This window comes from Myxococcota bacterium, assembly GCA_035498015.1.
GTDB lineage: Bacteria > Myxococcota_A > UBA9160 > SZUA-336 > SZUA-336 > VGRW01.
This window is the reverse complement of record DATKAO010000108.1, coordinates 1-15327: the sequence shown is the minus strand read 5'-3', so window position 1 is coordinate 15327 and position 15327 is coordinate 1. Positions and strand designations below refer to the sequence as shown.

General features: G+C 71.7%; 16 protein-coding genes. 8 read left to right on the top strand and 8 right to left on the bottom strand.

Features of this window, described 5'->3' with window-relative positions:
- Positions 1 to 13: 13 nt before the first annotated feature.
- On the bottom strand, positions 14 to 1375 hold the full coding sequence (locus tag VMR86_09435) for a metallophosphoesterase (protein HTO07263.1): 1362 nt from the start codon (positions 1373 to 1375) through the stop codon (positions 14 to 16).
- Between the two features lie 92 nt (positions 1376 to 1467).
- On the opposite strand from VMR86_09435, the gene VMR86_09430 reads away from it, so the two are divergent.
- Positions 1468 to 2001, top strand: coding sequence for a hypothetical protein (locus VMR86_09430; protein HTO07262.1), 534 nt, complete (start codon positions 1468 to 1470; stop codon positions 1999 to 2001).
- Positions 2002 to 2152: 151 nt separating this feature from the next.
- Here VMR86_09430 and VMR86_09425 read toward each other — a convergent pair whose 3' ends face one another.
- The 3 genes from VMR86_09425 to VMR86_09415 all read right to left on the bottom strand — a co-directional run bounded on the left by VMR86_09425 (position 2153) and on the right by VMR86_09415 (position 4969).
- Complete coding sequence (locus VMR86_09425; GenBank protein ID HTO07261.1) at positions 2153 to 2545, bottom strand: SCP2 sterol-binding domain-containing protein; 393 nt, start codon at positions 2543 to 2545, stop codon at positions 2153 to 2155.
- An 80-nt stretch (positions 2546 to 2625) separates the two neighbouring features.
- Positions 2626 to 3870 (bottom strand): acyl-CoA dehydrogenase family protein, encoded by a 1245-nt coding sequence (locus tag VMR86_09420; protein ID HTO07260.1) that lies wholly within the window; start codon positions 3868 to 3870, stop codon positions 2626 to 2628.
- A gap of 10 nt (positions 3871 to 3880) precedes the next feature.
- The gene (locus VMR86_09415) at positions 3881 to 4969 is read right to left on the bottom strand and encodes an acyl-CoA dehydrogenase family protein (GenBank protein ID HTO07259.1); all 1089 of its coding nucleotides are present in this window, start codon (positions 4967 to 4969) and stop codon (positions 3881 to 3883) included.
- Positions 4970 to 4994: 25 nt separating this feature from the next.
- Between VMR86_09415 and VMR86_09410 the strand changes: the two genes are divergently transcribed.
- Positions 4995 to 5426 carry a CoA-binding protein gene (locus tag VMR86_09410; protein HTO07258.1) on the top strand — a complete coding sequence of 144 codons (432 nt, stop codon included), beginning with the start codon at positions 4995 to 4997 and terminating at the stop codon, positions 5424 to 5426.
- Here VMR86_09410 and nudC read toward each other — a convergent pair.
- Positions 5404 to 6312, bottom strand: coding sequence for an NAD(+) diphosphatase (nudC, locus tag VMR86_09405; protein ID HTO07257.1), 909 nt, complete (start codon positions 6310 to 6312; stop codon positions 5404 to 5406). The genes VMR86_09410 and nudC overlap by 23 nt on opposite strands.
- Positions 6313 to 6428: 116 nt before the next feature.
- Between nudC and VMR86_09400 the strand changes: the two genes are divergently transcribed.
- The 3 genes from VMR86_09400 to VMR86_09390 are packed head-to-tail and all read left to right on the top strand — an operon-like array spanning position 6429 to position 11791.
- On the top strand, positions 6429 to 6815 hold the full coding sequence (locus VMR86_09400) for a hypothetical protein (protein HTO07256.1): 387 nt from the start codon (positions 6429 to 6431) through the stop codon (positions 6813 to 6815).
- Positions 6816 to 6834: 19 nt separating this feature from the next.
- Complete coding sequence (locus tag VMR86_09395; protein HTO07255.1) at positions 6835 to 9960, top strand: fused MFS/spermidine synthase; 3126 nt, start codon at positions 6835 to 6837, stop codon at positions 9958 to 9960.
- A gap of 43 nt (positions 9961 to 10003) precedes the next feature.
- Entirely contained in the window at positions 10004 to 11791 is a 1788-nt protein-coding gene (locus VMR86_09390) for an MFS transporter (GenBank protein ID HTO07254.1), read from the top strand.
- A gap of 10 nt (positions 11792 to 11801) precedes the next feature.
- On the opposite strand, the gene VMR86_09385 is transcribed toward VMR86_09390, so the two are convergent.
- Genes VMR86_09385 through VMR86_09375 form a run of 3 tightly spaced genes read right to left on the bottom strand, consistent with a single transcriptional unit; the run spans position 11802 to position 13622 of the window.
- The gene (locus VMR86_09385; protein HTO07253.1) at positions 11802 to 12053 is read right to left on the bottom strand and encodes a hypothetical protein; all 252 of its coding nucleotides are present in this window, start codon (positions 12051 to 12053) and stop codon (positions 11802 to 11804) included.
- Between the two features lie 8 nt (positions 12054 to 12061).
- On the bottom strand, positions 12062 to 12790 hold the full coding sequence (locus VMR86_09380) for a class I SAM-dependent methyltransferase (GenBank protein ID HTO07252.1): 729 nt from the start codon (positions 12788 to 12790) through the stop codon (positions 12062 to 12064).
- Positions 12774 to 13622, bottom strand: coding sequence for a polysaccharide deacetylase family protein (locus tag VMR86_09375; GenBank protein HTO07251.1), 849 nt, complete (start codon positions 13620 to 13622; stop codon positions 12774 to 12776). The genes VMR86_09380 and VMR86_09375 overlap by 17 nt, the downstream gene beginning before the upstream one ends.
- 97 nt (positions 13623 to 13719) lie before the next feature.
- Here VMR86_09375 and VMR86_09370 point away from each other — a divergent pair, with 97 nt between their 5' ends.
- The 3 genes from VMR86_09370 to VMR86_09360 all read left to right on the top strand — a co-directional run bounded on the left by VMR86_09370 (position 13720) and on the right by VMR86_09360 (position 15213).
- The gene (locus tag VMR86_09370; GenBank protein HTO07250.1) at positions 13720 to 13983 is read left to right on the top strand and encodes a TM2 domain-containing protein; all 264 of its coding nucleotides are present in this window, start codon (positions 13720 to 13722) and stop codon (positions 13981 to 13983) included.
- Between the two features lie 374 nt (positions 13984 to 14357).
- Complete coding sequence (locus VMR86_09365; GenBank protein ID HTO07249.1) at positions 14358 to 14942, top strand: tyrosine-type recombinase/integrase; 585 nt, start codon at positions 14358 to 14360, stop codon at positions 14940 to 14942.
- Positions 14935 to 15213 carry a hypothetical protein gene (locus VMR86_09360; GenBank protein ID HTO07248.1) on the top strand — a complete coding sequence of 93 codons (279 nt, stop codon included), beginning with the start codon at positions 14935 to 14937 and terminating at the stop codon, positions 15211 to 15213. The genes VMR86_09365 and VMR86_09360 overlap by 8 nt, the downstream gene beginning before the upstream one ends.
- Positions 15214 to 15327 lie beyond the last annotated feature (114 nt).

Here is a 15327-nt window from a genome sequence, read left to right as displayed (position 1 = left end):
CTTGAAGACGGACCTAAGGTGCGGCTCTCGGATGCGCAACTAGCTCGGCGGCGAAGCTCGGGTCGCCGCCGTCGCCGGGAATGCGCTGGATCTCGACCGCCAGCACGTTGGTGCCGGGCACGAGCAGCGCCGGGTCGAGCAGGTGGTGCGCGAGCACCGGCTGGGCTGCCGCTTCGGCGCGCGGGCCGCGCGGCACGAGCCAGCGCTTCTCGCGCACCGGCGAGAGACGCACCCAGCGCACGGCCTCGCGCCCGTTGAGATAAGCCACGGCGCGGTTGTCTCTGGGCAGCCCGAGCTCGAGCGTGCGCAAGGCCGGCAGACCCGTGGCCTCGAACTCGATCCGGTAGTAAGTCTCGCGCGCGGGCGCGCCGGCCGCGGCGCCGCGGTCGACGATCCGGAACGGCGTGCCCGCCGCGGCCCACTCGCTCTGGTCGAAGCGCGGCGCGAGCCAGCCGTCCTGCGGCGCGAGCCCGTCGCGCACGTGCCAGCTCGCGGTCGGCGCGACCAGAGTCAGCGGCAGCGGCAGCTCCGCCGCGCCTGGCAGCGCGAACTTGTCGCCCTCGGGGTCACCCACCGCGACGAACTCACCGCGCGCCACGCCGTCGCGCAGCTCGAGCCGCAGCGCGCCGTAGCGCTGCCCGATGCGCAGCGCGCTGCCGGGCTGCGGCTCGCGGAAGCGGTAGAGACTCTGCCCGCCCGTCCCCACCACCACGTACGGCATGTCGCCCACCGCGAAGCGCTCGTAGTCGTGGTCGTGACCCGAGAACACGGCGGTCGCGCCCCAGGCGCGGAACGGCCACTGCAGCTCCGGGGTCGAGCCGTGGGGTCCGGACGAGTACGGCGGGTGGTGGAAGAACACCCAGCGGTGCGGCTCCCTGGCTTTCGCCAGGCCCTCGCGCAGCCAGCGGCCCTGGACCGAGTCGAAGGTGACTCCGTCGGGCTCGTGCGGATCGCTGTCGACGAAGAACAGGTGAACGTCGCCGCGCACCAGATCGTAGTAGCGCTCGTTGCCGGGCAGCTCGAAGTAGTCGAGATAGGGCTGCGCGCCCGGCGTGCGCCAGTCGTGATTGCCCAGCGTCGGAAAGAAGCGGTTCTCGCTCGCGCCCGGCCCGAACGCGCCGCGGTAGGGGTGGATCCAGCGCGCGTAGTACTTCCCGATGTTGCGGTCGATCGTCTCGGCTGCGCCGTTGGGGTAGTTGTCGTCACCGACCGTGACCACGAGATCCGGTTGGAATCCGGCCACGAGCACCGCGACTTGCGCTTCGCCCGGGGTGTCCCCGCCGAAGTCACCGATCACGGCGACACACAGATTCCGCTCGCGCGCGCAGCCCAGCGCGAGAAAGAGCGCGAGCGCGCACACCCCCCGGCGTATCATCGCGGACGCCGAGCGTAGCGGACGCAACCCGCGCGCCGCACACCGGTTGCTGTGTGAAGGGTCGAACGGCCCTTACTCGAAGGAGGAGAGAGATGAAGCGGACTTGGATTCTGGCGCTGGCTCTGGTGACCGGCGTCACCTTTTTCGGCGCTCACCCTGCAGCGGCTTCGAAGAGCGACCCCAACGATCCCAACAACCCCGACGTGACCAGGCAGTGCGTCGCCGATGCACGCGCGACGCAGAGAACCTGCAACCAGACCTGCAAGGACGACTTCCTGACGGCGGTCGACACCTGCCGCAACGTGAACCACGACTGCGCCGACACGGCCCGCGAGAATCGCGACACCTGCGTGAAGGGCGTGTTCGACGCGCTCAACCAGTGCATCAGCACCGAGTGCGCGCAGTTCGACACCGACATCGATCAGTGCCGGACCGACTTCCCGGCGCACAGCGCGGACCGAGCGGTCTGCATCAACAACGCGCAGCTGCAGAAGTTCATCTGCCGCAAGAACTGCCGCCTCAGCACCGACGTCTTCAAGGGCCTCCGTGACTGCCGCGACACGTTCAAGACCGACATCCAGGCCTGCAAGGAGCCGGCGCCCACGCCGACCTCGATGGGCAAGTAGGCAGAGCTCAAAAAGAAAACGGGGCGGCGGCGCGTCAGCGCCGTCGCCCCGTCGGTTTATCTACGCTCGCCTCTGGCTCGCTGCGCGCAGCTCACGCCGCTTGCGGCCTCGCTCAGGGCGGCCTTCGCTCGGCCCTGTTTCCCGAGCGATCTCAGGCCTGAGTCATTTCCTTGATGAGCTGCGAGACCTTCTGGGCCTCGGGGCCTGGAGCGCCGGCCATCTGCATCTGCATCAGCTTGGCCATGTCGCCCTCGACACGGATCTGACCCGACATGAAGGCCTGCATCGCGGCCTGCTGGTTGTTGTCGATCAGCATCGCCTTGGCGACCGCGAACGGGATCACGAGCTTGGTCGGGGCGTCGTTCGCGAAGCCCTTCAGCATGCGCCCGTTGTCCATGCGGAACGCGACGTCGCCACTCGGGCCGCCGGTGATCTGCATGTTGACCTTCAGGCCCTGGATCGCCGGCGGAACCGGCGGGTTCACCTCGGCCTGGATCTTCTCGGCCGCAGCGAACCAGCCGTCGGAAAGGAATGTTTCTGCCACTGGGGGGTCTCCTTTAAGGGGGGTCGGTGGTGCGCGCGATTATCGACTCGCGGCGTACGCACTTTCAAGTCACACATACGTCAACGGAGCTGAGCCGAGGAATACTCCAGGATCCGCCGGGCGACGATCAGCTGGTTGATCTGCTGCGTGCCTTCGTAGATGTCGTTGATCTTGGCGTCGCGCATCCACTTCTCGACCAGGAGCTTCTTCGAATAGCCGAGCGGCCCGAACAGCTCGACCGCCTTCTGCGTGATCTTCGTGACTGCCAGCCCGGCCTTGGCCTTGGCCATCGAGGCTTCCAGGTTGTTGGGCTTGCCTCGGGTCATCATCGCGGCGGCGCGCCAGGTGAGAAGGCGCGCGGCCTGGAGCTCGGCCTGCATGTCGATCAGGTCGCGCTCGAGCGCGGTGATCTCCCGCGGCGGCGCGTCGAAGCGCACGGTCACGCCCTGGCGCGCGAGCTCCTCGAGCGTGAAATCGAGGGCCGCGCGGCCGACCCCGACCGCCATGGCCGCGACGATCGGGCGGCTGGCGTCGAAGGTGGCCATGGCGCCCTTGAAGCCCTTGTCGCCCGAGCGCGCGGCGCCCTCGGCCTTCTGCGCCTCGCTCTTGGGCTGGGGCGGCTTGCCCAGCAGGTTGCCGGCCGGGACGCGGCAGTCCTCGAACACCAGCGTGGCCGTGTCACTGGCGCGGATACCCAGCTTCTTCTCGAGCCCGACCAGGCGCATGCCCGGCGTCTTGGCCGGCACCACGAACGACTTGATGCCGCCGCGGCCGAGTGACTTGTCGGTCGTGGCCCACACCACCACGAAGCCGCCCTCGACCTGCGACGCGCCCTCGCCCGCGGTGCAGAAGATCTTGGTGCCGTTCAGCACCCACTCCTGCGTGGCCTCGTCGAAGCGCGCCGTGGTCTGGATCGCGGCCGAGTCCGAGCCGGCATTGGCCTCGGTGATCGCCATCGCGCCCCAGATCGGGTGCGGCGACTCGCGGAACGGCCGCAGGAAGCGCTCGCGCTGCTCGGGCGTGCCGGCGGCGCCGACCGCCGAGCCGCCCAGCGCCGCGGTCGGCATGCGCAGATACAGCGCGGCGTCGCCGAAGCACAGCTCCTCGGCCTGGATGCACACCTGCACGAAGCCGTCGCTCTGGCCGCCGATCAGGCCCGGCGCGCCGCTGCGCGCGTGGTTCCAGTAGTACTCGACCCACTCGCTGGGCAGCGCGTGCTCCTGCTCGTCGTACTTGCGCGAGATGGGCCGCATCTGCTCGAGCGCCATGCGCCGGTAGAAGGCGCGCGCCTGCAGGCTGTTCTCGGTGGGATCGAACGAGATCACGAGATACCTCTCAGACCAGAGTGAGTGCTTCGAAGCACGCGAAGCCGCGCGCGTTGCGCAGCAGGAGCTCGGGCAGATACTCGCGCACGTAGCCGTGGCCGCCGAAGACCTGCACCGCGCCGTCGGCCACCTCGAGCGCCACGCGCCGCACCTGGTGGATGGCCAGCGCCGCCTCGCGCGTCGCGTCCTCGCCGCGGTCGAGCTTCCAGGCGGCCTCCCAGGTGAGCAGGCGCGCGCCGTCGAGCTCGATCGCCATGTCGGCGAGCTTGAAGGCGATGGCCTGCTTGGTCGCGATCGGCGCACCGAACGCCTCGCGCTCCTTGGCATAGTCGCGCGCCAGCTCGAAGGCCGCGCGCGCCACGCCGACGCCGAGCGCCGCGAGCCCCACGCGTCCGCACGCCACCAGCGACCGCAGGTCCGGGCCAGCGACGCCGCCCAGGCGTGACTCGGACGGCACGCGGACCCCGTCGAGCGCGAGCTCGGCGAGCGGCAGCGCGCGGATGCCCATGTAGGCGTCGGGGCTGCGCTTCAAGCCGCCGGCGTCGGCCGGCACCACGAACCCCGCCAGTGACTCGCCCGCGCGCGCCAGCACCAGCACGTGGCGCACGCCCTCGGGCCACGGCACGAGACACTTCGCGCCGTCGAGCTGCCAGCCCGCGCCCTCGCGCCGCGCCGTGGTGCGCGGCCGGTACGGGTCGGAGTCGAAGCGCGGCTCGACCAGCGCCAGCGTGCCCGAGCAGACCGGGCTCGAGACCAGCGCGGGCAGCAGCGCCGCGCGCTGCGCCGGCGTGCCGAAGTCGGCCACCGCGTAGCCCAGGAGGCTCGGCGAAAGGATCCCGAGCGCGAGCGCCAGGTCGCCGAAGGCCAGCTCCTCGGCCACCAGCACCCCGGTCACCGCGCTGCGCGCGCCGCCGCCGCCGAACTCCTCCGGCAGGCCGTTCGCCACCAGCCCGAGCTCGTGCGCGCGCTGCAGAACTTCGCTCGGCAGCTTGGCCGACTCGTCGGACTCGCGCGACAACGGCCGCAGCTCGCTCCTGGCGAACTCGCGCACCGTCTCGACGATCAGGGTCTGCTCCTCGCTCGGCTCAAAATCGATCACGTACGCGATTATGTCAGACTGAGGCATGAGCGAACGCACGAGTGACGCAGAAATCCGGCGGATCCTCGGAGAAACGCGCACGATTGCCCTGGTCGGCGCGAGCCCCAAGCCCGAGCGCGACAGCCACGAGGTCATGGCCTTCCTGCAGCAGCAGGGCTACCGGGTGATTCCGGTGAACCCGGTCTGCGCCGGCGAGACCATCCTGGGCGAGCGCGTGCGCGCGAGCCTGGCCGAGATCGACGAGCCGATCGACCTGGTCGACGTGTTTCGCAACTCCGAAGCGGCCGGACCCGTGACCGACGACGCCATCGCGGCCAAAGCGCGCGCGGTCTGGATGCAGCTGGGCGTCGTGAACGAGCCGGCGGCGGAGCGCGCGCGCAAGGCGGGCCTGTCGGTGGTCATGGACCGCTGCCCGAAGATCGAGATCCCGCGGCTCAGGATTCCGCCCAGAACCTGATCAGGTGGTGCGCGATCGCGAGCGGGGGCGGCACGAACACGCCGCCGGCGCCCGGCTGCGCGAGTGACTTGAGAATGTCGCCGCGCGCGAACCAGCGCGCGTCCTCGAGCTCGCTCTTGTCGACCGTGACGCTCTCGCTCTCGGCGCGCGCGAGACAGCCGATCATGAGTGAGGACGGGAACGGCCAGGGCTGCGAGGCGACGTAGCGCACCTCGCCCACCGTGATGCCCGCTTCCTCCTGCACCTCGCGCCGCACCGCCTCCTCGAGTGACTCGCCGGCCTCCACGAAGCCCGCCAGCGCCGAGTACATCTGGGCCGGCCAGGCGGCCTGGCGGCCCAGGAGACAGCGGTCGCCCGACTCGACCAGCATGATCACCACCGGGTCGGTGCGCGGGAAGTGCTGCGCGTCGCACTCGTCGCACTCGCGCATGTAGCCCGCCTCCTTCACGCTCGTGCTGCGGCCGCACACGGCGCAGAAGCGATGGCGCGCGTGCCAGTCGAGCATCTGCCGGCCCTGCGCGGCGATCGCCGAGTCACTCGCCGGGAGCGTGGCCGCTGCGGCGCGCAGCTCGACGAAGCTCGCCGAGCCGGCCAGGCCGAGCTCGGTCACCGGGTCGTGCAGCGGGCTGATGTCGAGCGCGAAGTGCGCCACTTCGTCGCGCACGCCGAGAAACACGCAGCCGGTGCGCGGGTCCTGCGCTGCGCGGATCGCCGTGGTGGCCCAGGCGAGCTCGGGCTTCTCGGACTTCACCAACACGTTCAGGCGCCAGAACGGCAGGAAGCGGCTGGCCTCGGACTCGAGCTGCGCGGCCACCCAGGCGGCGTCGCGCCGCCGCAATGCGGCGCGATCGAGCGGGCTGCCGGCGAACGTGATGGGGCGCGACACGCGCGCAGCGTACACGAGCCGGCAAGTCACGCGCAGCCACGGATGGACAGCGGGGTCAACCTCCGCCGCCTCCGCGCCGAAACAGACTGGCCGAGGGGGATGAAGAGAGGGCGGCGATGGCGGGCAAGGGCGGCAAGCGCAGAGCGTTGGAGCGCGAGTTCGAGGAGCTCCTGCTGGACGTCTTGGAGCAGGACTACGACCTCACGGTGAGACAGGCGGCCGATCGCATGGAGCGCCGCAAGCGCGACGTGGCCACGCTGCAGTTCGAGTACCACCACGACTCGGCGCACCAGGCCAGGGCCGTGGTGCGGATCGACGGCGTGCCGAGCTTCAAAGCCGTGCTCCCCGTCGACTGGAGCTCCCCCGACGCCCTGCGCCGCTCGGCGGAAGACTGCGAGGCGCTGGTGCTGTTCCTGAGCGAGCACCTCGAGAACCTGCGCGAGAAGACGCTCACCGCAGTGGCCTCGGGGCGTCTCCAGTACGGCCGGCGGGAAGACGACTGACGCCAGCTAGAATCCCGCGGTGCCGGTTCTCCTCTCGCTCTGCTTCTTCCTGTCCGGCGCCGGCAGCCTCGTGCTCGAGGTCGCCTGGAGCCGCGTGCTGCGGCTCGTGTTCGGCACGACCACGCTCGCGATCAGCACGATCCTCGTCGCCTACATGACGGGGCTCGGGATCGGCGGGCTGCTCGGTGGCCGGCTCGCGCCACGCGTGCGCGACGGCGTGCGCGCCTACGGGGCGATCGAGCTCGCGGTCGGGCTCTACGCGCTGGCGGTGCCGGCGATCTTCGCGGTCTTCCCGGCGCTCGGCCGCGCGTGGCTCGACGGTCTCTCGTTCTGGCCGGCCGCCTTCGCGCGCTTCGCCCTGTCGCTGGCCGTGCTGGTGGTGCCCACGGTCGGCATGGGGATGACGCTGCCGTTCCTGACGCGGGCCCTGGTGCGCGACACGGGCGCTGCCGGGCGGGGGATCGCGCTGCTCTACGGCGTGAACACGCTGGGCGCGGTGTGCGGCGTGTTCGGGTCGACGTTCCTGCTGCTGCCGGCGCTCGGCGTGCGCGGCTCGAGCCTGGCCGGCGCCGGGCTGTATCTCGCGGTGGGCGCGCTGGCGCTGGCCCTGGCGCGGCGTTGGCCGGCCGTCGAGCCGGTGGCGCCGGCGCCGGCCCGCGAGTCACTCGCGCGCTGGAACCCGGCCCTGCTCGCCTACGCCACGGTGGGCTTCACCTCGCTCGTGTACGAGGTGGCGTGGACGCGCGCGCTGTCGATGGTGATGGGCTCGTCGATCTACGCCTTTGCGTGCATGCTGGCGGCGTTCCTGCTCGGGATCGCGCTCGGGTCACTCGCCGTCCAGCCGTTCGCGGACCGGCTGCGCCGGCCGCTCGCGGTCTACGCGGGCGGAATCGCCGCCCTGGGGCTGCTCTCGCTGGCTTCGCTCTCGCTGCTGCCGGTCCTGCCGGCCGCGTTCATGGGGCTGGTGCGACGCTTCGGCGGCTCGCCCGTGACTCTCTTCGGCTCGCAGATGGCGATGGCAGTGGCGGTGATGTTCCCGCCCGCGCTCGTGCTGGGCGCCCTCTTCCCGCTGCTCGCGCGCGCGCAGGCAACGACCCAGGGCGCGGCGCCCGCCGCGGGCGACGTGTACTTCGCGAACACGCTGGGCTCGGCCACGGGCGCGTTCCTGGCGGGCTTCGTGCTCCTGCCGCTGCTCGGCCTGCGCGGCACGGCCGCGCTCGCGATCGCGACCAATCTCGCGGCAGCCGCGGCCGTCCTGCTGTGGCGCGGTGCGCCGAGCGCGCGCGGCCGGATCGCCCGGGCCGCCCCCTGCGCGCTGCTCGCGGCCGCGGTCTCGCTCCACCCGCCTTCGCTCGACACCGATCCGCTCGCGCGCGGCGGCTACGTGTCGACGCACATCTTCGACGACTCACCCGACGCGAGCTTGCTCGAGGGCGTGCCGCCGGAGCGCATGCTCTACTACCGCGACGGGCTCTCCGCGACGGTCTCGGTGCACGAGGCGCGCGGAGTCACTTCGCTGCACCTGAACGGCAAGGCCGACGCCTCGACCGGCGGCGACATGGCCACGCAGGTGCTGGTGGCCCAGGCCGCCATGCTGTTCGGGCCGCCCGCGAAGCGGGTGCTGGTGGTGGGCTGGGCGTCGGGAGTCACCGTGGGCTCCGCGGCGCGCCATCCGGTCGAGAGACTCGACGCGGTCGAGCTCGAGCCGGCCATGCTCGAGGCCTCGCGTTTCTTCGAGCCGGTGAACGGGCGCCCGCTCGCGAACCCGGCCGTGCACGTGGTGCTCGACGACGGGCGCCACTTCGTGGCGGCCACGCACGAGAGGTACGACGTGATCATCTCGCAGCCGTCGAACCCCTGGCTCACGGGCGTCGCGAACCTGTTCACGCGCGAGTATTTCCATGCGGCGCGCGGCGCGCTCGCGCCCCACGGGCGCTTCGTGGCCTGGTTCCCCCTGTACGCGATCGACTTCGACGCGCTGCGCGCGATCCTGGCCGCGCTGGAGGCCGAGTTCCCCTGCGTGTACACGCTCGTGCTCGACCGCAACAAGGCCGACCTGATCGTGCTGGCGCGGCTCGAGCCACTCACTCCCGCCGACCTGCCGCGCTTCGAGTCACTCCCGCCGGCCGTGCAGTCCGACCTGTACCGGATCGGCACCCACTCCACGGCCGAGCTGTGGAGTCTCCTGCGGCTCATGCCCGAGGACGTCGCGGCGCTGGTCGGCGCGGGCGCGCTCGAGAACCGCGACGACAACCTGTTCGTCGAGCTGCGCACGCCCTGGCTGCTCTACGCCGATCACTTCGCGCCGCCGGGCGAGGGGCCGAGCGCGCGCGCCTGGGCGCGCATCGACGCGCAGCCGCTGTCGCGCGCGGGGCTGCTCGAGCCGGCGCTCGCCGCGCCCGGCGCGCCGCGGGCCGGTGAGCTCGCGCTGGCCTACCTGAACGTGCGCCACGACTCACTCGCCACCGCGCGCATCGCGGCGCTGGCGCCCGACTCGGGCGAGGTGATCGCGGCGCGCGCGCAGTTCGCGCGCTCGGCCGGCCAGATCGACGAGGCGCACTACGCCGCCGAGCTCGACCGCGCGGCGGCGCGCGAGCCCGACTCGTACGACGTGCGCATGCTGCGCGCGCGCGAGCGTCTGGACCAAGAGGACTCGGCCGTGCCGGGCGCGCTGGCCGACGTCGACGCGGCGCTGGCCCGGAGGCCGGGCGATCCGGCGCTGCTCGGCGTGCGCGCCAGCGCGCTGCTGCGGCTGAAGCGCCCCGTCGAGGCGCGCGCGGCGCTGGCCGAGGTCGAGCGCAGCGAGTACTGGGCCCAGTCGAAGCCGCTCTGGTTCCTGGCGGCGATCGCCGCGCTTCAGGCCGGCGACCTACCGGACGGTATCCGGCGGCTCGAGGCCTTCACCGGCGCCGAGCCCGGCTTCGTGCAGGCCTGGCAGCTGCTCGAGCAGGCCTGCGCGCGCCAGGGTCGCAGCGCCGAAGCGGCGCGCGCGCGGCACAACCAGGCGCTCACTCTGTACTGGATGGCGCTCGCGGCCGAGCGCGCGGGGGACGTCACACGCGCACGGCAGACGCTGCAGCGCGCGCTCGCGGTCCAACCCGAGAACGCGCAGGCGCGCGCCGCGCTCGCGCGCCTCGGCGGCTGAGCTCGCTTTACCGCGCGCGGGCGCTCCCCTCATACTGCGCGCCGTGACTTCCAACGAGCCGAAGCTCTCACTGCTGCAGAAGCTGCTCTACAGCGCGCCGACCTTCGCGGGCGCGGCCATCGCGATCCCGCTGCTCATCCACCTGCCGAAGTTCTACTCGGACGTGGTGCTGGTGCCGATCGGCTACATCGCGCTGGCGATCGCGATCGCGCGCGCGCTCGACGCCATGGTCGACCCGGCGATCGGCTGGCTGTCCGACCGCACGCACACCCGGCTCGGCCGGCGCCGGCCGTATCTCCTGATCGGCGCGCCGTTCTGCGCGGTGGCATTGTATCTCATGCTCTCGCCGCCGGAGTCACTCGAGCCGGCGCAGGCGGGCGTGTGGTTCGGAGTCACCTTCGCGCTCTACTTCTTCTTCCACGCCATCTACGAGATCCCCTATCTCGGCATGGGCGCGGAGCTCACGGTCGACTACCACGAGCGCTCGAGCCTGTACGGCTGGCGCACGGCGTTCCTGATCTCGGGCACGTTCTTCGCGAGCGTGCTGCCGGTGGTGCTGGCGGCGCGCGGGCCGCGCGGCGCGATGGCGGCGACCGGGACGATGCTCGCGGTGCTCCTGGTGGTGCTGTACGCGCTGCTCGTGGTGGGCGTGCGCGAGCGCCGCCGCAGCACGACTCACGCCGCGAACGCGCTGGTGCCCGGCGTGCGCGTCGCGGTGCGCAATCGCCCGTTCATGATCCTGTTCCTCACGCTCGTGGTCGCGAGCCTGCCGGCCGCGATCCCGGCGCTCATGCTGCCCTACTACACCGACTACGTGATCGACCCCGCAGACACGCAGAAGACGGTCGCGCTGTTCCTCGTGCTGTATTTCGGCACGAGCTTCTTCTGCGTGCCGCTGTGGGTCTGGGCGGCGCACCGCTTCGGCAAGCTGCACGCCTGGCTCGCCTCGTTCATGATCGGGATCAGCGCGGGCATCGGCCTGTTCTTCGTGGGCAAGGGCGACGTCGCGTGGGTGGCGGTCTTGCACGTGTGGGCGGGCATTGCGTTTGGCGCCGGCTTCCTGCTCTTCCCCGCGATGCAGGCCGACGTGATCGACTACGACGAGCTGCACACCGGACAGCGCCGCGAGGCGCAGTTCACCGCGTTCTGGGCGCTGGTGCCCAAGCTCGTGGCGATCCCGGGTGCGGCGCTGCCGATCGCGCTGCTGGCGCAGCTCGGCTACGTGCCGAACCAGGACCAGTCACCCACCGTGCTGCTGGGCATCCGCGTGATCTACGCGCTGGTCCCGGCCGCGTGCGCGACCGTCGCGTTCTTCCTGGGCCGCCAGTACAACGTGAGTCAACAGGTGCACGAGAAGATCCGTGCCGGGATCGCGGCGCACGCACGCGGCGAGAACGCCGTCGACCCGCTCACGGGACGAGTGATTCCGCCGCCCTCCGCGCGCCTGGTCGATCCCGACACCGCCTGGTTCCTCGATCACTTCTCCCCGGGCGAGCTCCGGCGCGTGATCGCGCAGGGCGCCGCCGGGCTGCGCGGGCGCGTGGCGGCCAAAGCCGGCGCGTGTCTGGCGCTGTCGATCGCGGCCGTGGGCACCTGCATCGCGACGCTGCCTGCGGTGCACGAGGAGCCCGGCCTCCTGCCCGTGCTGTCGGTCGTGACTGCCGGCTTCGCGCTCACGGGCGCGGCCTTCCACGCGCTGCGGCTCGGGCCCGCGGCTCGCATGGCGGCGCGGCCCGTCGCGCCCGAGCTTTTGCGCGCGCACCTCGAGCAGACCGCGCGCACGCTGCCGCCCGTGGGCTCGGCGGCCGAGGCGCTGCAGCGCGCGTCCTAGCCGGCGCGACTCACGAGCACTTCGTCCCGTAGACGATGTACACGCAGTCGTATTCCTTCATCTGCTTGTACACGCAGGTGTCTCCCTGATCGCAGCCGCTGCAGCCATCGGGCGTGTCGATCAGGCAGCGCACGAGTGTCTCCGACTGGAGGTCGGCGGGCGGCGCATCGCGCGGGGGCTCGGCGGCCACCGGCGGCGGAGTCTGTGTGCCGGCGCAGGCCAGCGCAGCGACCAGGACGGCCCAGGCGATTCGAGCTCTCATCGCTCTCACTACGGCGCGCGGCTGCCCGCTGGATTCGCGCGGCCGAGCAGGAGCACGTTCGCGAACGGCGTGCCCTCGGCCATCGGCACCGCCTCGACCGCAAGACCGGCGCCACGCAAGAGCGCGCTCCACGCGGCGGCGCTGCGCAGGTGCAGCCGCCCCACCCGCCCGCGCCGGGTGAACACGCCGAGGTGGTCGCCCGCGCGCGTCAGCACCGCGCGCACGCCGGCGTCGGCATCGCAGATGCGCAGCAGGAGCAGACCGCCGGGCGCGAGCGCAGCGCACACGCGGCGCAGCAGTGTCTCCTGCGCGGCCGGCTCGAGATAGTGGATCACGTCGACCAGCGCGACCACGTCGCTGCGCGGCAGGATCGCCTCGCGCAGGTCGGCGGTCACGATGCGGCCTGCTCCGCGCAGCGCCGCGCGCGCGCGCTCGGCGTCCTTGGGGTCGCGCTCGATGCCCGTGAGCTCGAGCGCCGCGGGCGGCTTCGGCCAGTCGGCCGGCCAGCGCGCGCTGACCTCGGGCTCGCGAGTCACCGCCAGCGCGGTGAGCAGCATGCCCTGGCCGCAGCCCGCGTCCAGGAGCCGCCCGGACTCGGGCAAGAGGCCCTGGCGCAGCAGCGCCGCGAAGATCGGGTCACGCCGCAGCTTGGCGCGCGCATACGCCCGGGCGAAGCGGCCGGCCGGAGCGTAGCGCCGCGCCACCGCATCGACCCACGCGTCAGGCGGCGTGGGCAACGCCGAACGCCGCGCGCAGGGTGACTGGCCGGAGGCCGTGCTCCTGGAAGTGGCGCAAGAGCCGCGGCAGCGCGCGCAGCACCGTGGGCTCGAAGCGCCGCCGCGCCGCGGTCGAGCCGTCGTGGAGCAAGAGCACGTCGCCCGCGCGCAGCGGGTCGGCCAGCCGGCGGAACACCCGTTCGGGATCGGGGTCCACCGAGTCGTAGCCGCGCCGCTGCCACGAGACATAGGTGAGTCCCGCGCGCGCCAGCACCAGATCGAGCATGGGGCTGCGCGGTCCGTAGGGCGCGCGGAAGAACGCGGGCGCGACGCCCGCGGCGCCGGTGATCGCGGCCTGAGCCTGCGCGACCTCGCGCCGCAGCCGTCCCGGGCCGAAGGCCGCGAACGCCAGTGAGTGGGTCTGGCTGTGACTCTCGACGGCGTGGCCGCGCGCGACGATCTCGCGCACCAGCTCCGGCTGCGCCGCCACGCGCTCGCCGATGCAGAAGAAGCTCGCCAGCGCGCCGTGCCGGTCCAGAATGTCGAGCACGCGCGGAGTCACCTCGGGATCGGGCCCGTCGTCGAAGGTGAGCGCCACCTCGCGCCGCGCCGCGCTCGCCTCCGGCAGCCGCACCACGTTGGGCCCGAGCACGCGGCTGCGCGGCGCGAGCGTCGCCGCGAGGATCAGCCCGTGGTTCGCGAGCAGCGCGCCCGCGACCCAGCGCCAATCGGTGCGCGCCAACGCCAGCGCCAGCGCACCTCCGAGGTGCAGCGCCGCCGTCGCCTGGATCGCCGGCGCCGGCAGCCAGCCCCGCGGCAGCCGGCGAGTCTCTTCGGGTGCCTGGTCGACCATCTTCCCTCGGGTCCCAAGCGTAGTCGAGTCGCTCGACGTCTGCAGGGACTCAAGATTTCCCGCCGGAAGGTCGCACAGGGGCAGAGAGGAGATCCCCATGGCCCGACCGACTTACGTCGTCCCGCTCAAGAGCACCGGCACGGCCTATCTCTGGTGGCTCTTCCTCGGCGGCTTCGGCGCGCACAAGTTCTATCTCAACCGCCCGCTCATGGGCCTGTTCTACCTGTGCACGCTGGGCGGCTTCCTGATCGGCGTGCTCGTCGACACGTTCACGATCCCGAGCCAGGTGCAGCGCGCGAACGAGAAGCTTCTGCGCGAGACCCAGGCTCTCGCCGACCGCGTCCTCGCCAGCGCGACCTGACCGACACAGGGTGGCGACTCGGAGTCGGCGCGCGACTCAGAGCCTCGGAGTCTCGTCACTTTCGAGCTCCTCAGGCACTGGCCTTGCGCTGGCACGGATCGGCGAATTTCGAGATTGACCCGACCCCCAGTCACTGATTTACGATGTCTCCCTGAGTCATGCTTTGGATGGCGAAGATCAAGCTCCGCTCATGAAAAAGGGGCTCCGCGTGATCGCGCGTCGTCTCGCCTTGGCATCGTGGGTCCTGGCTGCGGTCGCCAACCCGCTTCCGAGCGCAGCGGCCCCATCCGCGAGCGCCAGCGGCGGCGGGTATACCTCGGGGGACGACGGTGTGACTCCTCACCGCTCCGAGCTCGTGCCCACCGCCGGGCCGGGTGGCTCGGTTTCAGTCACCGGTGGTTCGAGCGAGATGTTCACGACCGCGGGCGCCGGAGATCCGGAAAACCCCCTCTGTGACACCCCTCCGTGTCCACTCAGCGGGGCGGGCTGGACGGGCTTCGCTACCGCGTCGCCGGGGCACATCTCGGCCTACGCGGATTTCACCCGAGCGCCACAAGAGCCGGCGCGGCCAGCTCATCCCACTCTCTGAGGCTGCGTGGCGCGTCGTGACCGCGCTACCGCGGTTCCGACGAGGTGACTTCATGTTCACGAACACGTTCGGGCGCTCGCCCATCTCGGGCTTCACGCGCGCGAGCGACGCACTGCGTGACGCAGCCGCGATCGTGCTGCGGCGCGACGCCAGCCTGGAGCTGCCGCACTTCCGCGTGCACGACCTCCGCATGACGGCACGCACGCGACTCACCGAGCTGCGCGTCGCGCCGCACGTCGCCGAAGCCGTGCTCGGGCACGCGCGTGTCGGCCTCGAGCGGATCTACGACAAGAGCGAGGCGGCTGCCGAGAAGCGAGCCGCGCTGGAGCTGTGGTCGAAGGCGCTGATGGAGATCGTCGGCGATGGCTGAGCCGTCGAAGTTCACGCGGATCGAAGCAGAATCACCGCACGCCGACGACCACCTCTCGTCTTCCGAGGCTCTGCTTGAGGAGTCGGAGAGACCGCCTTTCCTCGAAAAGACAGACCAGTTAGTGGCGGCGTTCGGCCTGCGGCCCGAGTCTCGGCCCGTCGTGTTTGAGGGACTAGTGCAGGCGCTCTACGCTATCGCCCTCGACGAGCGTAGAGCGAACGCTACTAGCGAGGCGTTCGCGCGGCTCCCCTATCCAAAGTCCCGAGGCTGACCGGTCCACCCGAGCGCGGTCGCTCAGGCCTAGGTCTGTGGACCTGGCCCGCGCTCCAGGACATCTTCGAGGGCGTGACGGAAGTCGAGACTCCCGCCAACGTGAACTAGCCGG